This is a genomic window from Microbacterium sp. HM-570, assembly GCF_054165885.1.
The window spans coordinates 2,600,271-2,615,855 of record NZ_CM135111.1 but is presented as its reverse complement, the minus strand read 5'-3'; the positions used below and the strand labels follow the sequence as shown (position 1 = coordinate 2,615,855).

Annotated in this window: 18 protein-coding genes; 5 read left to right on the top strand and 13 right to left on the bottom strand. The window is 69.7% G+C overall.

Going from position 1 to position 15,585, the window contains the following annotated elements; all coding sequences use genetic code 11:
• Window positions 1-79 precede the first annotated feature (79 nt).
• The 4 genes from ACT9TC_RS12510 to tsaB are packed head-to-tail and all read right to left on the bottom strand — an operon-like array spanning window position 80 to window position 2,836.
• The gene (locus tag ACT9TC_RS12510; RefSeq protein ID WP_458040810.1) at window positions 80-511 is read right to left on the bottom strand and encodes a hypothetical protein; all 432 of its coding nucleotides are present in this window, start codon (window positions 509-511) and stop codon (window positions 80-82) included.
• Window positions 508-1,644, bottom strand: a complete 1,137-nt coding sequence (gene tsaD, locus ACT9TC_RS12505; protein WP_458040809.1) for a tRNA (adenosine(37)-N6)-threonylcarbamoyltransferase complex transferase subunit TsaD — start codon at window positions 1,642-1,644, stop codon at window positions 508-510. Before tsaD ends, ACT9TC_RS12510 begins: the two co-directional genes overlap by 4 nt.
• Entirely contained in the window at window positions 1,641-2,174 is a 534-nt protein-coding gene (gene rimI, locus ACT9TC_RS12500; protein ID WP_458040808.1) for a ribosomal protein S18-alanine N-acetyltransferase, read from the bottom strand. The genes tsaD and rimI overlap by 4 nt, the downstream gene beginning before the upstream one ends.
• Entirely contained in the window at window positions 2,171-2,836 is a 666-nt protein-coding gene (gene tsaB / locus ACT9TC_RS12495; protein ID WP_458040807.1) for a tRNA (adenosine(37)-N6)-threonylcarbamoyltransferase complex dimerization subunit type 1 TsaB, read from the bottom strand. The genes rimI and tsaB overlap by 4 nt, the downstream gene beginning before the upstream one ends.
• Here tsaB and ACT9TC_RS12490 point away from each other — a divergent pair.
• Window positions 2,823-3,266, top strand: a complete 444-nt coding sequence (locus tag ACT9TC_RS12490; protein ID WP_458040806.1) for a hypothetical protein — start codon at window positions 2,823-2,825, stop codon at window positions 3,264-3,266. The two genes, tsaB and ACT9TC_RS12490, sit on opposite strands and share 14 nt — an antisense overlap.
• Before the next feature lie 65 nt (window positions 3,267-3,331).
• On the opposite strand, the gene tsaE is transcribed toward ACT9TC_RS12490, so the two are convergent.
• The 5 genes from tsaE to coaA form a co-directional block, all read right to left on the bottom strand.
• The gene (gene tsaE / locus ACT9TC_RS12485; RefSeq protein WP_458040805.1) at window positions 3,332-3,868 is read right to left on the bottom strand and encodes a tRNA (adenosine(37)-N6)-threonylcarbamoyltransferase complex ATPase subunit type 1 TsaE; all 537 of its coding nucleotides are present in this window, start codon (window positions 3,866-3,868) and stop codon (window positions 3,332-3,334) included.
• A 10-nt stretch (window positions 3,869-3,878) separates the two neighbouring features.
• On the bottom strand, window positions 3,879-5,003 hold the full coding sequence (alr, locus tag ACT9TC_RS12480; RefSeq protein ID WP_458040804.1) for an alanine racemase: 1,125 nt from the start codon (window positions 5,001-5,003) through the stop codon (window positions 3,879-3,881).
• Window positions 5,000-5,413 carry a holo-ACP synthase gene (locus ACT9TC_RS12475; RefSeq protein ID WP_458040803.1) on the bottom strand — a complete coding sequence of 138 codons (414 nt, stop codon included), beginning with the start codon at window positions 5,411-5,413 and terminating at the stop codon, window positions 5,000-5,002. Before ACT9TC_RS12475 ends, alr begins: the two co-directional genes overlap by 4 nt.
• A gap of 154 nt (window positions 5,414-5,567) precedes the next feature.
• Window positions 5,568-7,418 (bottom strand): glutamine--fructose-6-phosphate transaminase (isomerizing), encoded by a 1,851-nt coding sequence (gene glmS, locus ACT9TC_RS12470; RefSeq protein WP_458040802.1) that lies wholly within the window; start codon window positions 7,416-7,418, stop codon window positions 5,568-5,570.
• Between the two features lie 56 nt (window positions 7,419-7,474).
• Entirely contained in the window at window positions 7,475-8,425 is a 951-nt protein-coding gene (gene coaA / locus ACT9TC_RS12465; RefSeq protein WP_458040801.1) for a type I pantothenate kinase, read from the bottom strand.
• Window positions 8,426-8,505: 80 nt separating this feature from the next.
• Here coaA and ACT9TC_RS12460 point away from each other — a divergent pair, with 80 nt between their 5' ends.
• Entirely contained in the window at window positions 8,506-9,438 is a 933-nt protein-coding gene (locus ACT9TC_RS12460) for a Ppx/GppA phosphatase family protein (RefSeq protein WP_458040800.1), read from the top strand.
• A 107-nt stretch (window positions 9,439-9,545) separates the two neighbouring features.
• On the top strand, window positions 9,546-10,826 hold the full coding sequence (locus tag ACT9TC_RS12455; protein WP_458040799.1) for a hypothetical protein: 1,281 nt from the start codon (window positions 9,546-9,548) through the stop codon (window positions 10,824-10,826).
• Between the two features lie 11 nt (window positions 10,827-10,837).
• On the opposite strand, the gene glmM is transcribed toward ACT9TC_RS12455, so the two are convergent.
• The 4 genes from glmM to ACT9TC_RS12435 form a co-directional block, all read right to left on the bottom strand.
• Complete coding sequence (glmM, locus tag ACT9TC_RS12450) at window positions 10,838-12,196, bottom strand: phosphoglucosamine mutase (RefSeq protein WP_458040798.1); 1,359 nt, start codon at window positions 12,194-12,196, stop codon at window positions 10,838-10,840.
• 18 nt (window positions 12,197-12,214) lie between these two features.
• Entirely contained in the window at window positions 12,215-12,718 is a 504-nt protein-coding gene (gene rpsI / locus ACT9TC_RS12445) for a 30S ribosomal protein S9 (RefSeq protein WP_458040797.1), read from the bottom strand.
• A 30-nt stretch (window positions 12,719-12,748) separates the two neighbouring features.
• Complete coding sequence (gene rplM / locus ACT9TC_RS12440) at window positions 12,749-13,195, bottom strand: 50S ribosomal protein L13 (RefSeq protein ID WP_458040796.1); 447 nt, start codon at window positions 13,193-13,195, stop codon at window positions 12,749-12,751.
• A gap of 198 nt (window positions 13,196-13,393) precedes the next feature.
• Window positions 13,394-14,209: a CPBP family intramembrane glutamic endopeptidase gene (locus ACT9TC_RS12435; protein WP_458040795.1), complete on the bottom strand. Its 816-nt coding sequence runs from the start codon at window positions 14,207-14,209 to the stop codon at window positions 13,394-13,396.
• A gap of 29 nt (window positions 14,210-14,238) precedes the next feature.
• On the opposite strand from ACT9TC_RS12435, the gene ACT9TC_RS12430 reads away from it, so the two are divergent.
• The gene (locus tag ACT9TC_RS12430) at window positions 14,239-14,823 is read left to right on the top strand and encodes an arsenate reductase/protein-tyrosine-phosphatase family protein (RefSeq protein ID WP_458040794.1); all 585 of its coding nucleotides are present in this window, start codon (window positions 14,239-14,241) and stop codon (window positions 14,821-14,823) included.
• A gap of 104 nt (window positions 14,824-14,927) precedes the next feature.
• Window positions 14,928-15,512, top strand: coding sequence for a nitroreductase family protein (locus ACT9TC_RS12425; RefSeq protein WP_458040793.1), 585 nt, complete (start codon window positions 14,928-14,930; stop codon window positions 15,510-15,512).
• Window positions 15,513-15,585: the final 73 nt, after the last annotated feature.

Below are 15,585 nucleotides of genomic sequence, written 5' to 3'. Positions count from 1 at the left end.
CCGACGAACTAACGAACACCACCACTAGCGATCGTTTCGGCGTTTCGACTCGCCTGCGGCTCGCTCAACGAGCGGTACGTCAGAAGAGCGGCCCGCTGTTCAGCGCGACAGCGATCCAGAGCGCGCTGTAGAGGACCGACAGGATGCCCAGGGCCAGGGCCCATGCCGCAGCCTGACGTTTGGCGCCCGGGCGACGCAGGGCCGCGATCGCCGCGATGATCGCGATGATGCCGACGGGGAATCCCCAACCGACGACGAACGAGACGATGAGGCCGATGATCGCGACCGCGAGCGCCCATCCGGCGAGGGCAGACGGGCGGTGCGGGGCGGGCGGTGCCCACGCGAGCTCCTGCTCGGGCTTGGGCTCGGGGGCGGCCGAGGCGCCGGGCGCCACGGGGACCGTCACTGCGACCGGCGCGGTCGGCGGCAGCGGTGGGGGTACGTGCCGGGACGCCTGCATGGAGCGTCGGGTGGGCGCGGGGGCCACGGCATCCGTCGACTCGTCGTTCATGCGCGCACCCCTTCTTCCGAAACGACCTCTTCCGATACGGCCTCGAGCGACGTCTCGCCCGCGGCGACCTGGATCTGCGTGACGGGCAGGGTCGAGTCGGCGCCGAACTCGAGCGTCGAGGGCGTGCGGCCCGACGCGATCAGCTCGGCGGCGAGCGCGGCGATCATCGCACCGTTGTCGGTGCAGAGTGAGAGCGGGGGGATTCGGACGGCCACGCCCGCCTCCTCGCCGCGGGCCAGCGCAACCTCGCGCAGGCGGCGATTGGCGATCACGCCTCCCCCGAGCAGCAGGCGGGGCACGCCATACTGCGCACAGGCGTCGAGGGCCTTGGTGACGAGCACGTCGATGACGGCCTCGCGGAAGGACGCGGCGACGTCCGCGATCGGCACGTCCTCGCCCGCGGCCTCGCGCTGCTCCGTCCAGCGTGCGACGGCGGTCTTGAGCCCCGAGAACGAGAAGTCGTAGCGGTGCTTTGCGCGGTCCGAGGCGCGCGAGAGTCCGCGCGGGAAGGCGATGGCACGCGGATCTCCGGATGCGGCGGCGCGATCGATTTCCGGTCCGCCCGGATAGGGCAGCCCGAGCAGACGAGCGACCTTGTCGAAGGCCTCACCCGCGGCGTCGTCGATCGTCTCGCCGAGAAGCTCGACGTCGCTCGTCAGGTCGCGCACGAGCAGGAGCGACGTGTGCCCGCCCGAGACGAGCAGGGCGACGGTCGGGTATTCGAGCGGCGGCGCATTCGGATCGAGCAGGTCCGCCGCGATGTGTCCGACGAGGTGGTTGACGGCGTAGAGGGGCTTGTCGAGGGCGATCGCGAGTGCCTTCGCGGCGCCGACACCGACCATGAGTGCTCCCGCGAGCCCCGGGCCGCTCGTGACCGCGACGGCGTCCAGGTCGTCGAGCCGGATGCCCGCTTCCGCGACGGCGGCCTGGATCGCGGGGCCGAGTGCCTCGAGATGCGCCCGCGCGGCGACCTCGGGCACGACCCCGCCGAAGCGGGCGTGCTCGTCCATGCTGCTCGCGATGGTGTTGCTGAGGAGGGTTCGGCCCCGGACGATGCCGATGCCGGTCTCGTCGCAGCTGGTCTCGATGCCGAGCACGAGGGGCTCGGTGGTGTGCACGGGCGCGTCACTCATGTGCAGGCTCCCGCCTCGGCGGCGGTGGCGGTCACGGCGGCGGGCACGGCGGGCTCAGCCGCTTCGGCGCGCGCCGCGAGCCACCCGCGCAGGTCCAGCCGCATCACGATCGCGTCGACCCCGTCGGGTTGGTAGTAGTTCGGGCGGCGGGCGATCTCGACGAACCCCTCCGACACGTACAGCGCCTGCGCCACGGGGTTATCGGCCCGCACCTCGAGGAACACCGCGAGCGCCCCGCGCTCCCCCGCTGCGGTCAGCAGCGAGCGCAGCAGCCCGCGCCCCCGCCCTCGGCCCCGGGCGTCTTCGACGAGCGCGATGGTCTGGATGTCGGCATCCGTCCCGCCCTGCACCGCGCGGACGCCGCCGTAGCCGATCAGACGTCCGGCCTCTTCGAGCACGACATAGCGGCCGTGGCGGGAGGCGAGCTCTTCACGCATCATCGCGCCCGACCACGCGTCGGTGGGAAACGAGGCGCGCTCGAGCGCCATGATCGCGTCGAGGTCGTTGGGGGTCGCCGTCCGGAGCGTCATACGCCCACCCGCTTGGGTGCGTGACCGAGGGTCACATCGGGCGATCGCAGATAGAGGGGCGGAGCGGATGCGCCGGCGTCGGGGGTCGTGGCGGCAGTGATGCCGGCAGCGAGCATCCGTCCCGCGAGACGCCCGAGTGCTCCCGCGGAGATGGATGTGACATCGACGCGCCGGATGGGGTTCGCGGGCAGGCCGAGCGAGAACAGGCGCGCGTCGAGGTCGTCACGCGGGGCGAGCGCGGGTTCGGTGGTGCGGACCGGGAGACCCTCGGCCAGGCCCGCGTACACCGTGTAGGCGAACTCGCGGCGGCGCGCGTCGGTGACGATCGCGAGGGGACCGGATGCATCCGCCTCGAACTCGGAGAGCGCCGCGGCGTCGTGGCTCGCGACCGCGACGACCGGCACGGCGCGCGCCAACGCGAAGGTACGCGCTGCGGCGATACCGATGCGCAGGCCGGTGAAGGGTCCCGGACCCATGCCCGCGGCGACGTGCGTGATGTCACGCGGGACGACGGATGCCTCGGTCAGCGCACCCTCGATCAGCGTGCCAATGATCTCGGCGTGGCCGAGGGCGTTGGGGCTCGAGGCTTCGCCCCGCGTGATCCCGTTGAGGTCGACGACCGCGACGGCTGAGCCGAGGGAGGTGTCGATGGCGAGGATCACGCCCTCCAGGGTAGTCGCGGCGGCGGGCACGGGCGGTGTCGGGGCGGTGCCCGGCCGTCGCGGGGCGGTGCCCGGCCGTGTCGGGGCGGTGCCCGGCCGTGTCGGGGCGGTGCCCGGCCGTCGCGGGGCGGTGCCCGGCCGTGTCGGGGCGGTGCCCGGCCGTGTCGGGGCGGTGCCCGGCCGTGTCGGGGCGGTGCCCGGCCGTGTCGGGGCGGTGCCCGGCCGTGTCGGGGCGGTGCCCGGCCGTGTCGGGGCGGTGCCCGGCCGTGTCGGGGCGGTGCCCGGCCGTGTCGGGGCGGTGCCCGGCCGTGTCGGGGCGGTGCCCGGCCGTGTCGGGGCGGTGCCCGGCCGTGTCGGGGCGGTGCCCGGCCGTGTCGGGGCGTCAGATTCTCGTTGGGGCGTGGGGTTCCGCGCCCCAACGAGAATCTGACGCCCCAGCAGCCCGAATACGGGCAGATGTCCGCGCGTCACGCGGCGAGCCGCGCGGATGCGGCGCTACGGGTGGCGCGAGATCGTCACCACACGCGGGGCGTCGTCCTCTAGCCCCAGCTCGTCCAGCGCCTCGGTCGAACGGGACAGATCACCGCACATCGTGCTGCCCTCTTCCGCAACGTGTCCACCGCGCCCGCCGACGGGCCGCTCGATCTCGAGTTCCCACCACACCTCGCGCAAGCCCTCGGCCATCCCACGGCCCCACTCCACGACGACGACCGAGCCCTCGGCGTCGATGTCGAGGTCGTCGAGCTCGAGCGCCGAGCCGAGGCGATAGGCGTCGGCGTGAACGAGCGGCGGGCCGTCAATGAGGGACGGATGCGTCCGCGCGATCACGAACGTCGGGCTCTGGATCGGCCCCCGCACGCCCAGACCCTCCGCGATTCCGCGCGACAGGGTCGTCTTGCCCGCGCCGAGCGGACCCGTCAACACGAGCAGGTCCCCCGCGACGAGTCCGGCACCGAGCCGACGTCCGAGTTGCTCCATATCGTCCGCGCTCACGATGTCGTGGCGGCCGAGCAGATCGTCCGAAACAGTCATGACCCCTCGCTCACGACGACACCTGCCGGCGCGGCACCCGTGGCCCGATCCGCGTGACGATCTCGTAATTGATGGTGCCCGAGGCATCCGCCCACTCGTCCGCCGCGGGCACGCCGAGCGTCGGATCCCCGAACAGCACGACCTCGTCCCCCACCGCGACCGGGGTGTCGCCCGCATCGACGACGAACTGGTCCATCGCGATACGACCCGCGACGCGCAGCCGCTTCCCGCCGATCGTCACGGGCCCGCGACCGGATGCCGCGCGCGGCACGCCGTCCGCATACCCGAGCGGCACGAGCGCGAGGGTGGTGGGCCCGTCCGTGCGGTAGTCGTAGCCGTACGAAACGCCCTGCCCGGCGGGCACCCGGCGCACCGCCGCAACCGCTCCGCGAAGCGTCATGGCGGGACGCAGACCGAGCTCGGCCGATGACCGCCCGGCGAAGGGCGACAGGCCGTAGAGCCCGATGCCGATGCGCACGCAGTTCAGGCGCGCCTCGGGCAGATCGATCGCCGCGTGGGTTGCGGCGATGTGCCGCAACGGCGAGTTCACACCGAGGCCCGCGGCCGCGACGACCCCGGCCTCGAACGCGGCGAGCGCGGCGAGATCGTCTTCGCGACTCGCGTTCGAGAGGTGGCTGAACAGCCCGACGACGCGCAGCTTGCCGATGCGCTCGAGGCGCGCGGCCTCGGCGAACACGACGTTCCAGTCCCCCGGTGCGATGCCGTTGCGCGACAGGCCCGTCTCGAGCTTCAGGTGCACGCCGACGGGGCGATCGACGGATGCCGCGGCCGCGGCCTGCAGCAGCTGGTCGAAGCTCGAGATGCCGAGTTCGATCCCGACCGACGCGGCCTCCGAGAACGAGGCTCCCGGCGCATGCAGCCAGGCGACGATCGGGGCCATCACGCCGGTGCGGCGCAACGCGAGCGCCTCCGAGACGTCGGCGACCCCGAGCCGAGTCGCACCGCCCTCCAGGGCCGCGACCGCCGCGCGCGCGGCTCCGTGACCGTACCCATCGGCCTTGACGACGGCGATGACCTCCACGCCCGTCAGTCGCCGCATGTGGCGCGTGTTCGCGGTGATCGCGCCGACATCGATCAGGGCCTCGCGCATGATGCCGGCGGGAAGCTGGGTCACGAGGTCTCCTCGAGAGTGGATGCGGGCTGTGCTGCGGCGGCGACGGCGGATGCCGGGACATCCGACTCTGCAACGACGTACGCCGTCGCAAGCCCGGCGTCGTGCGACATGGACAGATGGATCGCCGTGATCCCCCGCGCGGCAACGACATCTGCGGTCGAGCCGACGAGGGTGAACCAGGGACGTCCGGATGCCTCGGGGGTGACCTCGATCTCGGTCCAGTGCACCCCATCCGAACCGCCGAGGGCCTTGATCAGCGCCTCTTTCGCGGCGTAGCGCGCCGCAAGAGACCGGGGCCGCAGCATCCGTTCTGCGGGTGAGAACAGACGCTCGAGCAGCCGCGGCGTGCGCTCAAGCGTGCGCTCGAACCGGGGGATGTCGACGATGTCCACGCCGATCCCGACGATCACGCGCGCGCTCCGAACTTCACCTCGCCACCCTATCTGCGCCACCGCGCCCCGGGGGGATCCGCTCGCCTGGCAGTAGTTGGGCTTTCAGCGCGCGGCGCACCGCAACTACTGCCAGGCGAGCGGTTCCGGCACGAGGACCCGACGCACCGAGGTGCTATTCGACCGTGACGGACTTGGCGAGGTTGCGCGGCTGATCGACGTCCAGGCCCTTCGCCGTCGCGAGGCCCATCGCGAAGATGTGCAGCGGCACGACCGCCAGCAGCGGCTCGAACAGGGGCGACGCGAGCGGGATGCGCAGCACCTCGTCGGCGAAGGGCAGCACGGCGGCATCCCCCTCTTCGGCGATCGCGATCACCCGAGCGCCGCGCGCCCGGATCTCTTGGATGTTCGAGACCACCTTGGCGTGCAGCAGCGCCGACTCGCGCGGCGACGGGACGATCACGAACACCGGCTGTCCGGGCTCGATCAACGCGATCGGCCCGTGCTTGAGTTCACCGGCCGCGAAACCCTCGGCGTGGATGTACGCGAGCTCCTTGAGCTTCAGCGCACCCTCCAGTGCGATCGGGTACCCGACGTGACGGCCGAGGAAAAGCACCGACCGCGTGTCGGCCATCCAGTGCGCGAGCTGCTCGATGCGGGGCTGCTCGCGCTCGAGGATCTGCGAGATCTTGTGCGGCACGGCCTCCAGCTCGAGCACCTGCTGCGCCGCCTCGGTGGCGCCGAGCGCCCCGCGCACGCGCCCGATGTGAAGCGCCAGCAGGTACAGGGCTGTGATCTGAGCGACGAAGGCCTTGGTGGATGCGACGGCAACCTCGGGTCCGGCGTGGGTGTAGACGATCGCATCGGATTCGCGCGGGATGGTCGCACCCTGCGTGTTGCAGATCGACAGCGTCTTGGCGCCCCGCTCGCGGGCGTACTTGACGGCCATGAGCGTGTCCATGGTCTCGCCGGACTGGCTGATCGAGACGACGAGCGTCGAGGCATCGATCACGGGGTCGCGGTAGCGGAATTCGTGAGCGAGTTCGACGTCGACAGGGATGCGTGCCCACTGCTCCAGGGCATATTTGCCGACGAGGCCGGCGTAGGCGGCCGTGCCGCAGGCGATCACGACGATGCGCGAGATGCCGGCGAAGAGGTCGTCCAGTCCATCGAGTTCCGGGATGACGACCTGACCGTCGCGTGTCCGACCCAGCAGGGTCTTCGCGACGGCTTCGGGCTCTTCCGAGACCTCTTTGGCCATGAACGACGACCATCCGCCCTTCTCGGCGGCCGAAGCATCCCACATCACTTCGAACGGCTCGACATCGACGGTCGAACCGAAGAAGTCGGTCACTGTCACCCCACCGGGTCGGATCTCGACGATCTGGTCCTGTCCGATCGCGAGCGCGTGACGCGTGTGCTCGACGAAAGCGGCGACGTCCGACCCCAGGAAGTTCTCGCCGTCGCCGAGCCCGATGACCAGGGGCGAGTTGCGGCGCGCGCCGACGACCAGGTCGGGGTGATCCTCGTGCACGGCGAGCAGCGTGAATGCGCCGTCGAGACGGCTGACGGTGTTGCGGAAGGCCGTCGCGAGGTCTTCACTCTTGCGATATTCGCGCCCGAGCAGAACGGCCGCGACCTCGGTGTCGGTCTCGCTCTGGAATTCGTAGCCCTCGGCGAGCAGCTCGACCTTCAGCTCGGAGAAGTTCTCGATGATGCCGTTGTGGATGACCGCGAGGCGGTCGTCGTCGGCGAGGTGCGGGTGCGCATTGACGTCGGTCGGGCCACCGTGGGTCGCCCAGCGCGTGTGTCCGATGCCGGTCGTGCCGGCGGGGAGCGGGTCGGCTGCGAGGTTCTCGCTCAGGATGCTCAGCTTGCCCGCACGCTTGCGCATCCCGAGCTCCCCCGTACCGTCGATCACGGCGATGCCGGCGGAGTCGTATCCGCGGTATTCGAGCCGCGCGAGACCGGCGAGAAGGATGGCCTGGCTCGGCCTCGGGCCGACGTATCCGACGATTCCACACATGAGGGACATCCTAAGTCGGCGCGGCTGCGTGACAGGTGAGCCCCCGGCCTGAACGCCTACAGCTTGCGGAGGAACACGCGTTCAACCGCGTGTTCCGGCCCCTTCTGCAAGATGAGGGTCGCCCGGTGGCGTGTGGGCATGACGTTCTCGACGAGGTTCGGCATGTTGATCTCGTTCCAGAACTTCATGGCCGTCTCGACCGCCTCTTCGTCGCTCAGGTGCGCGAACACGTTGAAGTACGACGTCGGGTTCGCGAACGCCCCCCGCCGAAGCGCGAGGAATCGCTCGACGAACCACTGGGCGATGTGCTCGGGGTCGGCATCGACATACACGGCGAAGTCGAAGAGCTCACTGACAGCGACGTCGTTGGGCAGCGCCGGGGGCTGCAGGACGTTGAGACCCTCGACGATGACGACGTCGGGCCGCCGCACGACGACGCTCGCGTCGGGCACGATGTCGTAACGCATGTGCGAGTAGAAGGGCGCGCGGACCTCGGATGCGCCGCTCTTGACCTCCGTCAGGAACCGGACCAGGGCGCGGCGGTCGTACGACTCGGGGAAGCCCTTGCGGCTCATGAGGCCCCGGCGTTCCAGTTCGGCGTTGGGGAACAGGAAGCCGTCGGTCGTCACCAGCTCGACGCGCGGGGTGCCCGGCCAGCGGCTCATCAGTTCACGCAGCAGGCGCGCGATGGTCGACTTGCCGACCGCGACCGAACCCGCGACCGCGACGACGAAGGGCGTCGTCGTGTCGGGTTCGCCGAGGAATCCGCTCGTGTCGACGCCGAGGCGCTTCGTCGCGTTGGCGTACAGGCTCAGCAGCCGACTGAGGGGCAGATAGACGTCGCGCACTTCATCGACATCGAGGCGGTCACCGAGTCCGCGCAGCTGGACGATCTCTTTTTCGGACAGCGGTTGAGCCATCCCGGCCGCCGCCCGCGCCCACTCGGCGCGTTCGATTTCACGGTAGGGCGTCAGCAGTGACGTGGTCGTGGTCTCGTCGGCGGGCACCGTTCGATGCTATCGCGCAGTGTCACGCCACCGCGCGGGACGGGTCGGGGCCGCATGCCCGGCCGCGCTACGCTTCACCGGTGCGCCTGGGAGTCCTCGACATCGGCTCGAACACCGTCCACCTGTTGGTCGCCGATGCGAGACCCGGGGGACGGCCGCTCGGCACGACGAGCCACCGCACCGTGCTGCGGCTGATGCGCTACCTCGCGCCGGACGGATCGATCACCGAAGACGGCATCCGAGCACTCGAGAGCGCGGTGTCCGAGGCACGCGATCATGCGGCCGCGGAGGCCGTCGACGAGTTGCTCGCGACCGCCACCTCGGCCGTGCGCGAGGCGACGAACGGCGCCGAGGTCATCGAACGGATCGAGGCGGCGCTGGGCCAGCCCCTCCAGGTGCTCGGTGGCGAGACCGAGGCGCGGTTCACCTTTCTCGCGGTCCGCCGGTGGTTCGGTTGGTCTGCCGGACGCATCCTGCTCTTCGACATCGGCGGGGGTTCGCTCGAACTGGCATCGGGGTCCGACGAGCTGCCCGAGCGCGCGGCATCCGTTCCGCTGGGTGCCGGACGGATGACGTTGGGGTTCCTCCCCGACGATCCGCCCGGCGAGGCCGCGGTCGATCGTCTGCGAGCACATGCCGCCGACGTGCTCGCGCCCGTCGCCCGCGAATTCCGTGCACTCCCGAAGCCGGACCACGTCGTCGGGTCGTCGAAGGCCATCCGGTCGCTCGCGAAGCTGGCGGGGTATCCGATGCCGGGCTGGTCGGGAATCGACCGGATGGTTCTGCCCCGCGCCGCCCTCGCTTCATGGATTCCGCGGCTCGCCCGATTGCCCGCGAGCGCGCGCCAGGAGTTGCCCGGCATCACCGCCGACCGCACGATGCAGATCGTCGCGGGCGCGGTCGTGTTGCACGAGGCGATGACGGCGCTGCGCGTCGACGAACTCGAGGTGAGCCCGTGGGCCCTCCGCGAGGGGGTCCTGCTGAGGTATATCGAGTCGCTGACCTGGGGCTAACCGAAAAACGCAATCCCGTGCGGCATGCGGGATATCGGTCCGAGGGGCGCTAGTATCGGCCTCGGCGGGGGGAACGCCATTCCCGCCAGCAATTTCGGAGGTACCACGTGTCGACCGACGAACGCCGCGCCCCCTCCACGTCCGGCCGCGCTCCCGTTACCCCGCGAGGCCCAGCCTTCGAGAGCCACGCGAACGAAGCCTCGACTGCACCCGAGACCGCCTCTATCCCGATCGCCGTCACGCAGGCGCAACGCGACAAGGCACTGACCACGGCCGACCGTCTCGCGGACATGCGCACGATGATCATCACCGTCGGGGTGCTCGGTGGAGCTGTCGCCCTCGCGGCAACAGCGCAGGCCGTGATCGTGCTCGGAATCGGCGATACAGCGGTCGGCGAGCCCGTGCCATTCGGGTGGGATCTCGGTCGACGCATCTTCATCAACCTGCTGACGGTGATCTCGACCCTCATCATCGTCAGCCAGCTACGCATCGAGGCGCGTCGCGCCCTTCCCGCTGCTGCCCTCGTCCTCACCGCCGGGGTGGGGGTTGCGGCACTCCGCGCGGTGATGCAGATCGCAATCGGCGTGTACTCGCAGAACGACGTGATGCCCGCGCTCGCCGACGCCGCGGTTGCGGGCGTCATGATCAGTCTGATCATCGCCTTCGCGGTGTTCGTGACGCGTTCGCAGCAGCGCATCCGGCGTGCGGAACGCACATCCCATCTCCCCGCGGCGCAGAGTTCTCAGGCACTCGTCCAGATGTTGCGAACGCAGGCACGGGGTCGTTACAAGCTCGCCTCCGAAACACACACGGTGATGGACAAACGTTCCACTCACGTACTCCGCGAGATCGCCGAGATCACCGCCGACGCGGAGGGCCTCACGAAACTTCGCCTGCAGGCGGTGCAGCACGAGTTGGTGGAGCTGGGGATCGCCGGGCAGAGGGGGTTGGCGCTGTTCAGCTATCCCGAGGCGCTGGAACACGGGCTGATCCCGGCCGTGCGCGCTTTCATCGCGACGGTGCCGAATCCCATCGCGGTGCGTCTGAGGGTCAGCGATTCGGCCCAGGTTCTGGCCGCCACCGGCACAGGTTCACTCACGATCGACCGACGCGCCGTCGTGTTGCAGACCATCATCGAGAGTGTTTTGAATGCGCTGGAGTTTTGTCATGCACAACGCATCGATATCACGATCGGGGTGGTGGCAGGAATGCTGCGCGTCTCGATCACGAACGACGGCGCCGGCAGCGCCGGCATGGATGAGCCCCCGGGCCTCGATAACCTACGGCGTCAGGTGAGTGCAATCGGCGGCAGGCTCGAAGCCGAGATGCCGGCCGAGGGCGGGTGCAGCCTGATCATGTTCACGCCGTCCGTCGGCGCGACGGCCTAGCGAACGAGCAGCTAAAGCGCCAGGGCCGAACGAACGACGTCCGCGAGTTCGTCGGCGTGCCGTCGAGCCGTCTCTTCGTCGGCCGCTTCGACCATCACGCGCACCAGCGGCTCGGTGCCGGAGGGACGCAGCAGCACGCGTCCGGAATCCCCGAGAGAAGCGGACGCGGCGACCACGGCAGCGACAACGTCGGGGTCGGTGTTGGCCCGCGAACGATCGACATCCCGGACATTGATGAGCACCTGCGGGAACACCGTCATGATCGAGGCCAGTTCGGCGAGGGTCTTGCCCGTGCGCGCCATTTCGGCCACGAGGTGCAGGCCTGTCAGCAGCCCGTCGCCCGTCGTGGCGTAGTCGCTCATGATCAGGTGCCCGGACTGTTCCCCGCCCAGCGAATAGCCGCCGCGGCTCATCTCTTCGAGCACGTAGCGGTCGCCGACGGCGGTCTGGAGCACGCGGATGCCTCGCTCCGACATAGCGCGATGCAGCCCCAGGTTGCTCATCACTGTCGCAACGAGCGTGTCATCGCGCAGGCGTCCGCGCTCGTGCAGCGATGCGGCGAGGATAGCCATGATGCGGTCGCCGTCGATGACCTGACCCGATGCGTCCACCGCAAGGCAACGATCGGCGTCGCCGTCGTGAGCAATCCCGACATCCGCACCGTGCTCGATAACCGCCGCGGCCAGCACATCCAGGTAGGTCGACCCGACACCGTCGTTGATGTTCATGCCGTCGGGGTCGGCGCCGATCACAACGAGTTCGGCACCCGCGTCGCGGAAGGTTTCGGGCGAGACCCCGGATGCTGCGCCATGCGCACAGTCGAGCACGACTTTGACGCCCTCGAGTCGCTGGGGCAGCGACGCGAGCAGGTGCATCACGTAGCGGTCTTCGGCATCCGAGAATCGCGCGATGCGCCCCACAGCCGCACCCGTGGGCTGGAGCTTCGGGCCCGACATTGCGGCCTCGATGCGCGCCTCGACCTCGTCGGGCAGCTTCACTCCGCCGCGGGCGAAGATCTTGATGCCGTTATCGGGGGCCGGGTTGTGCGAGGCCGACACCATCACGCCGAAGTCGGCATCGCGGTCGGCGACGAGGAAGGCGAGCGCCGGGGTCGGCAGAACACCGGCCTCGAGCACGTCCACGCCCGACGAGGCGAGCCCCGCGGCGACCGCAGCCGTCAGGAACTCCCCCGAGACGCGCGGGTCGCGCGCGACGACGGCCGTCAGGCGACGTCCCTGCGCACGCCGCGCTTCGGCGGTGCGACCTTGACCGAGCACGACTGCTGTCGCCTGGGCAAGCGAAAGTGCAAGGTCGGCGGTCAGGGTCCCGTTTGCGAGACCCCGAACGCCGTCCGTGCCAAAGAGCGGCATCGGAGCGCTGACCGCTGGTTAGCGCTTCGAGTACTGAGGCGCCTTACGGGCCTTCTTGAGTCCGGCCTTCTTGCGCTCCTTGACGCGAGCGTCGCGCGAGAGGAATCCGGCCTTCTTCAGCGTGGCGCGGTTGTTCTCTTCGTCGATGCCGTTCAGCGAACGGGCGATGCCGAGGCGCAGTGCACCGGCCTGACCCGAAGGTCCACCACCCGAGATGCGGGCGATGACGTCGTAGGCGTCGGTGAGGTTCAGCACCGTGAACGGGTCGGTGACGAGCTGCTGGTGCAGCTTGTTCGGGAAGTAGTCCTCGAACGCGCGACCGTTGACCGTGATCGTGCCCGAGCCGGGGACGATGCGCACGCGGGCGATGGCCTGCTTGCGACGGCCCACGGCTGCGCCGGGAACGGTCAGGACGGGACGCTCTGCTGCGACGGCTGCTGCCGTCTGGTCAGCGGGCGTCTCGGTCGAGTAGCTCTGGGGGGCCTCGTCAGTCGAGGAAGTGGAGTCGGAGATGTTCGCCACGAGTATGTCCTTTGAAAGTGAGTGCGGCGCTTACTGGGCGACCTGGTCGAGGGTGTACGTCTTGGGCTGCTGGGCAGCGTGGGGGTGCTCGGCACCCCGGTAGACCTTGAGCTTGGTCAGCTGGGCGCGTCCGATGCTGTTCTTGGGAAGCATCCCGCGGATCGCCTTTTCGACGGCACGCTCGGGGTTCTTGTCCATGAGCTCGCCGTAGGTGACGGACTTGAGGCCACCCGGGTAGCCGGAGTGGCGGTAGGCCTTCTTCTTCTCGAGCTTCTGACCCGTCAGCGCGACCTTGTCGGCGTTGACGATGATCACGAAGTCGCCGGTGTCCATGTGGTTGGCGAAGGTGGGCTTGTGCTTGCCGCGCAGAAGCGCTGCAGCGTGGCTCGCGAGGCGGCCGAGAACGACGTCGGTCGCGTCGATGATGAGCCACTCGCGCTGGATCTCGCCAGCCTTGGGGGTGTACGTGCGCGTCACAGTAGTGCTGCTTTCTTGTTCGAACGGAGATGTTCGTGAATCCCGCTCCGGGGTTGTTGTCTCCAGACGGCTGTCTGGGCAACGAGCCAGTGGAGGGCTCACGTTCGTGGTGCCGGGCCAGCAGGGCACAGGCACCAAGGGATCAGCTTAGCGCAGGCGTCGGCCGAGGCCAAACGCGCGGCTACGGACTCGGAATGCCTACGCCAGCAGAGTCCCGGTCAGCGCGAGCAGCACGTAGGTGCCGTTGAACACGATGTGCACCAGCAGGGCGCCCCAGATCCGCCCGGTGAGCAGCACGAGCAGCCCCGTGACGAGACCGACGAGGGTGAAGACCACGGCGTCATCCCACCCCATGGGGCCCGAGATCCCGTGCGCCAGGACGAACACGCCCGTCGTGACGACCAGGGCGATGAACACGGCGAAGCCCTTCCCGAACGCACGGCGCACGACCGTATAGATCGTGACCAGCAGCACACCGCGGAAGAAGAACTCTTCGACCGTCGGTCCGATGAGCACCGGCGTGAGAGCTTCGGTGAACCACCAGTCGGGGGTCAGCGTCCCGTTGACCGTCGGGTACGACGGGAAGGCGCCACTCGCCCCCGCTGCCACATCGAGCCACCCCTGCACGATCCGCAGGGCACCGCCGAGCACGACGCCGTAGAGCACGTCGACCCAGCGAAACCGCAGGAGCATGCGGGGCCTCGAGCGGCTGAAGGCGAGCACGATCGGCACGGCCATCCCCGCCCAGAGCGCGAGGGCCGAGAGCAGGGCACCGGTCTCGCCCGGAAGGAGGGTGCGGAGGGCGGTCGAGGCCACTATTCCCGCCCCGAGCAGCAGTATCGTCCAGCCGAGCAGGTCGTAGCCCCAGCGGCGGACGCTCGAGCCGCCTTCGACCCACGAGCGCCGGCGAGAGCCCGTGGATCGCCGCTGACTGCGCGTCTGTGGTGCGTCGTCGCTCACGGCGACCCCCGTGGTCATGCGGGCGGGGGTCGCGTCGCTAGGCTCGTGGGACACGCAGCTACGTTACCGGGAGGCACTACGTCATGGTCGAGCTGCTGACGGTGTGCACGGGCAACATTTGCCGTTCTCCGCTTGCCGAGGTGCTGCTGCGCGAACGCCTGGCGCCACTGGCGGTGAGCGTCGGCAGCGCGGGCACGCGCGCGATGGTCGGGTCGGGTATGACACCCGAGGCGGTGCGCCTGGCCGAGGCGAATCGGGCGACGGATGCTTCGGCTCACCGCTCTCGCCAGTTGACCGAGGGGCTGCTCGCCGGCCCCGATCTGATCTTCGCGATGTCGCGTGAGCATCGGCGCGCGATCGTCGATCTGTCGCCTCGCCTGCTGCGTTCGACGTTCACGCTTCGCGAATTCGCGCGGCTCGCGAGTTGTGTGAGCACCGCAGATGTGGGCGCGGCTGTGGCCGGGGCGGCGGATGAGCGCGAGGCGCTGAAGCTCGCGGTGGCGCATGTGGCGTCCCAGCGCGGACTCGTGGATTTGCCCGCGGATGCCGCGGATGACGACGTGATCGATCCGTATCGCCGGTCGTGGAAGACCTACGAGCTCACGGCATCGCAGCTTGTGCCGGCGGTCGACGAGGTCGTTCGCGTGCTGCGCATCGCGCTCGGGTAACGCCCTCCTCGTCGGCGAAACACTCGGGCGGGGAATAGCCGAGGTGGTGCGTTGGTTCCTGTGCGCTGAGCAGTACACGTTTTCGCCACATATCGGGAGCCACCATGATCACCACGCACGCGAACCCCGCCACCACGGACGCCCCCATTCTCGATGTGCTGACCGAGCGCTTCAGCACCCGCGTGTACGACGCGAACGCCCCCCTCGACGAGGCCGCGCTGCGGAGCGGCCTCGAGGCGGCCCGCTGGACCCCGTCGGCGAACAACACGCAGCCGTGGCGGTTCATCGTCGCTCGGCGCGGCAGCTCGGCATTCGATGTCGTGCACGCCGCGCTCCGCGGATTCAATCAGGACTGGACGGCCACGGCATCCGCTCTCATCGTCTTCGTCGCCGAGACCGAGACCGAAGACGGCAAGCCACTGCGCATGGCCCCGTACGATCTCGGTCAGGCCGCGGCGCACTTCACGGTGCAGGCCCACGCGGGCGGGCTGCACACTCATCAGATGGGCGGATTCGACCCCGCCGCGGTGGCCGAGGCGTTTGGACTCGAGTCGCGCTTCGTACCGATGACCGTGATGTCGATCGGGACTCTCGGCAACATCGATGAGGTCGACGACGAGTTGCGCGAGCGTGAGACCGCTCCCCGCACGCGTCACTCGGTCGACGAGCTGGTCATCGGAGGCCTTTAGGCCGGAGCGCCCGCAAGCTCCACAGCACCGACGGCGGTGCACCTGCTGTTGTTGGCGCATCACGCGGTTCGGC